Annotated in this window: 3 protein-coding genes and 1 tRNA gene; 3 read left to right on the top strand and 1 reads right to left on the bottom strand. The window is 56.6% G+C overall.

The features are described 5' to 3' along the window. Window positions 1-178: 178 nt before the first annotated feature. The 3 genes from Q8O69_RS19485 (at window position 179) to rimO (ending at window position 2,409) form a co-directional block, all read left to right on the top strand. Window positions 179-255: transfer RNA gene (locus tag Q8O69_RS19485), tRNA-Met, on the top strand. A 136-nt stretch (window positions 256-391) separates the two neighbouring features. Further along, window positions 392-943: a cytochrome b gene (locus Q8O69_RS19480; RefSeq protein WP_305593833.1), complete on the top strand. Its 552-nt coding sequence runs from the start codon at window positions 392-394 to the stop codon at window positions 941-943. Window positions 944-1,086: 143 nt separating this feature from the next. After that, window positions 1,087-2,409: a 30S ribosomal protein S12 methylthiotransferase RimO gene (gene rimO, locus Q8O69_RS19475; RefSeq protein ID WP_305593831.1), complete on the top strand. Its 1,323-nt coding sequence runs from the start codon at window positions 1,087-1,089 to the stop codon at window positions 2,407-2,409. A 93-nt stretch (window positions 2,410-2,502) separates the two neighbouring features. Here rimO and Q8O69_RS19470 read toward each other — a convergent pair whose 3' ends face one another. Further along, window positions 2,503-3,471, bottom strand: coding sequence for an integron integrase (locus Q8O69_RS19470; RefSeq protein ID WP_305593829.1), 969 nt, complete (start codon window positions 3,469-3,471; stop codon window positions 2,503-2,505). Between the last annotated feature and the right edge of the window lie 273 nt (window positions 3,472-3,744).

Below are 3,744 nucleotides of genomic sequence, written 5' to 3'. Positions count from 1 at the left end.
AGCTCGTCGGGCTCATAACCCGAAGGTCGTCGGTTCAAATACTGCTCCCGCAACCAGATACTCAAAAAAGGCCACTCAATCGAGTGGCCTGTTTTGTTTCTCCTGCCTGCACAATCTAAGCATTTGATTAAAAACACTATTTTGTTGACAGCGCGCGATTTCTATATAGAATGGCCGGCGCGGGATGGAGCAGTCTGGTAGCTCGTCGGGCTCATAACCCGAAGGTCGTAGGTTCAAATCCTGCTCCCGCAACCAGATACTCAAAAAGGCCACTCAATCGAGTGGCCTTTTTGTTTGTGCGTGATTTAAGTGATCTGGCTCAGCAAAGCTTAAGGTTTGCCTACCTAGACTGGGGCGCAACTTCACTTACAGCCTCGGAGCCCACACCACCATGCCCTGGAAAAACACCCAATCGCGCTACGGCAGTCTGTCCATCGCCCTGCATTGGCTAATGCTAATTCTGATTGCCGGCGTCTACGCCTGCATTGAACTCAAAGGCAACTTCCCCAAAGGCAGCGATACGCGAGAGCTACTTAAGCAGTGGCACTTTATGCTCGGCCTCGCAGTATTCGCATTGGTATGGCTCCGCTTACTAGCGCGGGCAATTGCCCCAACACCGACAATCCAACCCACCCTACCCGCCTGGCAAGCCATTCCGGCCAAACTGATGCACCTTGCACTCTACGGCCTGATGATCGGCGCTCCGCTAGCCGGCTGGTTGATCCTCAGCGCTGCCGGCAAACCCGTTCCCTTCTTTGGCCTGGAGTTGCCGCCACTGGTCAGCAAGAACCCAGATCTGGCCAGCACTATAAAGGAATGGCATGAACTGGCCGGCAGCGCCGGATACTGGCTGATCGGCCTGCACGCCATCGCTGGGCTGTTCCATCATTTTGTAGTACGCGACAACACCCTGACGCGCATGCTGCCAAGCAAGCAGTCCTAACTTCGACAGGCAATCAGCATTAGTCCATCAAGGCGACGCTCAGCGCTGGTCAATTGCCAGCGTCGCCGCTAGAATTGCGCACTTTTTGATCAGAGGCGCGCCAAGCGCCCAGCATCCATCCGTACACGCCTGAGGTTAACGCCATGTCCACCCCCGCCACGCCAAAAGTCGGCTTCGTTTCACTCGGTTGCCCCAAGGCACTGGTGGACTCCGAACGCATCCTGACCCAGCTGCGCATGGAAGGTTATGAAGTGGTGTCCACCTATCAGGACGCCGACGTGGTGGTGGTTAACACCTGTGGCTTTATCGACAGCGCCAAAGCCGAGTCGCTGGAAGTCATCGGTGAAGCCCTGGCAGAAAACGGCAAAGTGATCGTTACCGGCTGCATGGGCGTGGAAGAAGGCGCAATCCGCAACGTGCACCCCAGCGTGCTCTCGGTCACCGGCCCACAGCAATACGAGCAAGTACTGAACGCCGTACACGAAGTAGTGCCGCCCAAGCAGGACCACAACCCGCTGATCGACCTGGTGCCGCCACAAGGCATCAAGCTCACACCGCGCCACTATGCCTATCTGAAAATCTCCGAAGGCTGCAACCACAGCTGCAGCTTCTGCATCATCCCCTCGATGCGCGGCAAGCTGGTTAGCCGCCCAGTCGGTGAAGTACTCAGCGAAGCCGAGCGCCTGGTCAAAGCCGGCGTCAAAGAGCTGCTGGTGATTTCCCAGGACACCAGCGCCTATGGCGTGGACGTGAAGTACAAGACCGACTTCTGGAACGGCCAGCCGGTGAAAACCCGCATGACCGAAATGTGCGAAGCGCTCTCCAGCATGGGCGTTTGGGTGCGCCTGCACTACGTCTACCCCTACCCGCACGTCGACGAACTGATCCCACTGATGGCCGCCGGCAAAATCCTGCCGTACCTCGACATCCCCTTCCAGCACGCCAGCCCGAAAGTGCTGAAAGCCATGAAGCGCCCCGCCTTCGAAGACAAGACCCTGGCGCGCATCAAGAACTGGCGCGAAATCTGCCCGGAACTGACCATCCGCTCGACCTTTATTGTCGGCTTCCCCGGCGAAACCGAAGAAGATTTCCAATACCTGCTCGACTGGCTGACCGAAGCCCAACTCGACCGCGTTGGCTGCTTCCAATACTCGCCGGTAGAGGGCGCACCCGCCAACCTGCTCGACAACCCGGTACCAGATGACATCAAGCAGGACCGCTGGGACCGCTTTATGGCTCACCAGCAAGCCATCAGCACCGCCCGCCTGCAGCTCAAGGTTGGTAAGGAAATGGACGTGCTGATCGATGAAGTCGACGACCAAGGCGCAGTCGCCCGCTGCTACGCCGACGCCCCGGAAATCGACGGCAGCGTGTTTATCGCCAGCACCAACGTCAATCCGGGCGACAAGGTTCGCGTGCGCATCGTCGATGCCGATGAATACGACATGTGGGCCGAGCTGATCTAAGCGTCACGCAGCTACGCGCAGAACCCTAAAGCCCCGCCCCGTGCGGGGCTTTTGTTACCCGCAACCAGACTGACTGGAAGCAACCTCCCCCACCTATACGCGATCAAGTGGACTGATCACACCCAAGCCCCCACGATTGAGCACATGGGTATAAATCTGCGTCGTTTTCACATCCGCATGACCGAGCAACTCCTGCACCGTGCGGATGTCCTGACCACTTTCCAGCAGATGAGTCGCAAATGAATGGCGAAAGGTGTGTGGCGTCGCCGGCTTGATGATCCCAGCACGCCTTACCGCCTCGCGCACTGCGCGCTGAATGGTTTTCTCATGCAGGTGATGACGGAAGATCCCTTCGGAACGCGGGTCCTGCGAACGATTGGCTGACGGAAACACAAACTGCCACCCCCACTCCGCCGCCGCATTCGGGTACTTGCGCGCCAACGCGAACGGCAAGTTGGCTCGGCCAAAGCCCTCCGCCAGATCGGTGCGATGCAAAACAGCGACTTTGAGCAGATGCTCCTGCAACGGCAACACCAAACGCTGCGGCAACATGGTCACGCGATCCTTCTGCCCCTTACCATCACGCACCAGAACTTCACCACGGGCAAAATCGACGTCCTTGACCCGCAGTCGCAACGCCTCCAGCAAACGCAGCCCAGCGCCATAAAGCAGATTGACCACAATCCACTGCACGCCTGACAACTCTACCAACACCCGCGCCACCTCATCGCGAGTCAACACAACGGGCAAGTGCTTGGACTTTTTGGCGCGGACGATGTCATCAAGCCAAGGTAATTGCACATCCAAAACATGCTTATAAAGAAACAACAGCGCCGCCAACGCCTGATTCTGCGTCGAGCCTGATACATTCCTGGCGACGGCCAGATGGGTCAAAAATGCCTCAATCTCCGCAGCACCCATTTCAGCAGGATGCCGGTAGCGATGAAACCGAATGTAGCGTTTCACCCACTCGGCGTAGACAGCCTCGGTGCGAATCGAATAGTTTCTCAAACGAATTTGCTGGCGCACCTGCACCAACAATTTTGGCTTGCCGTCATCCATGTCGTGTTGCTCCTTGAGTGATGTCGCGTTTGTCACGACCTCTTCCAAGCTAGACAAGGACTTGCAGAACGACAAGGAACGTTATCCGACATTCTGCCGGATGTTATGCGACAGCAATGTCGTCTAATTATAGTTATAGGACTACCGTGCGTATTGCTTTAATAATTCTCATAGCCATCACAGCTAGCGGATGCATATCTGCAGATTATAAATCTGGCAGCTATTGGGTGCTTGATGAAAAAAGCCCAACGTTTAACAAAACAGTTCCCGGGC

Origin of the sequence: Pseudomonas sp., assembly GCF_030690725.1 — a bacterium.
Taxonomy (GTDB): Bacteria; Pseudomonadota; Gammaproteobacteria; order Pseudomonadales; family Pseudomonadaceae; genus Aquipseudomonas.
This window is presented reverse-complemented; position numbering and strand designations above follow the sequence as displayed.

Bases quoted from the DNA above. Each gene is read 5' to 3' on its own strand.
- Q8O69_RS19470 (WP_305593829.1), bottom strand. From the start codon at position 3,471: ATGGATGACGGCAAGCCAAAATTGTTGGTGCAGGTGCGCCAGCAAATT.
- Q8O69_RS19480 (WP_305593833.1), top strand. From the start codon at position 392: ATGCCCTGGAAAAACACCCAATCGCGCTACGGCAGTCTGTCCATCGCC.
- rimO (WP_305593831.1), top strand. From the start codon at position 1,087: ATGTCCACCCCCGCCACGCCAAAAGTCGGCTTCGTTTCACTCGGTTGC.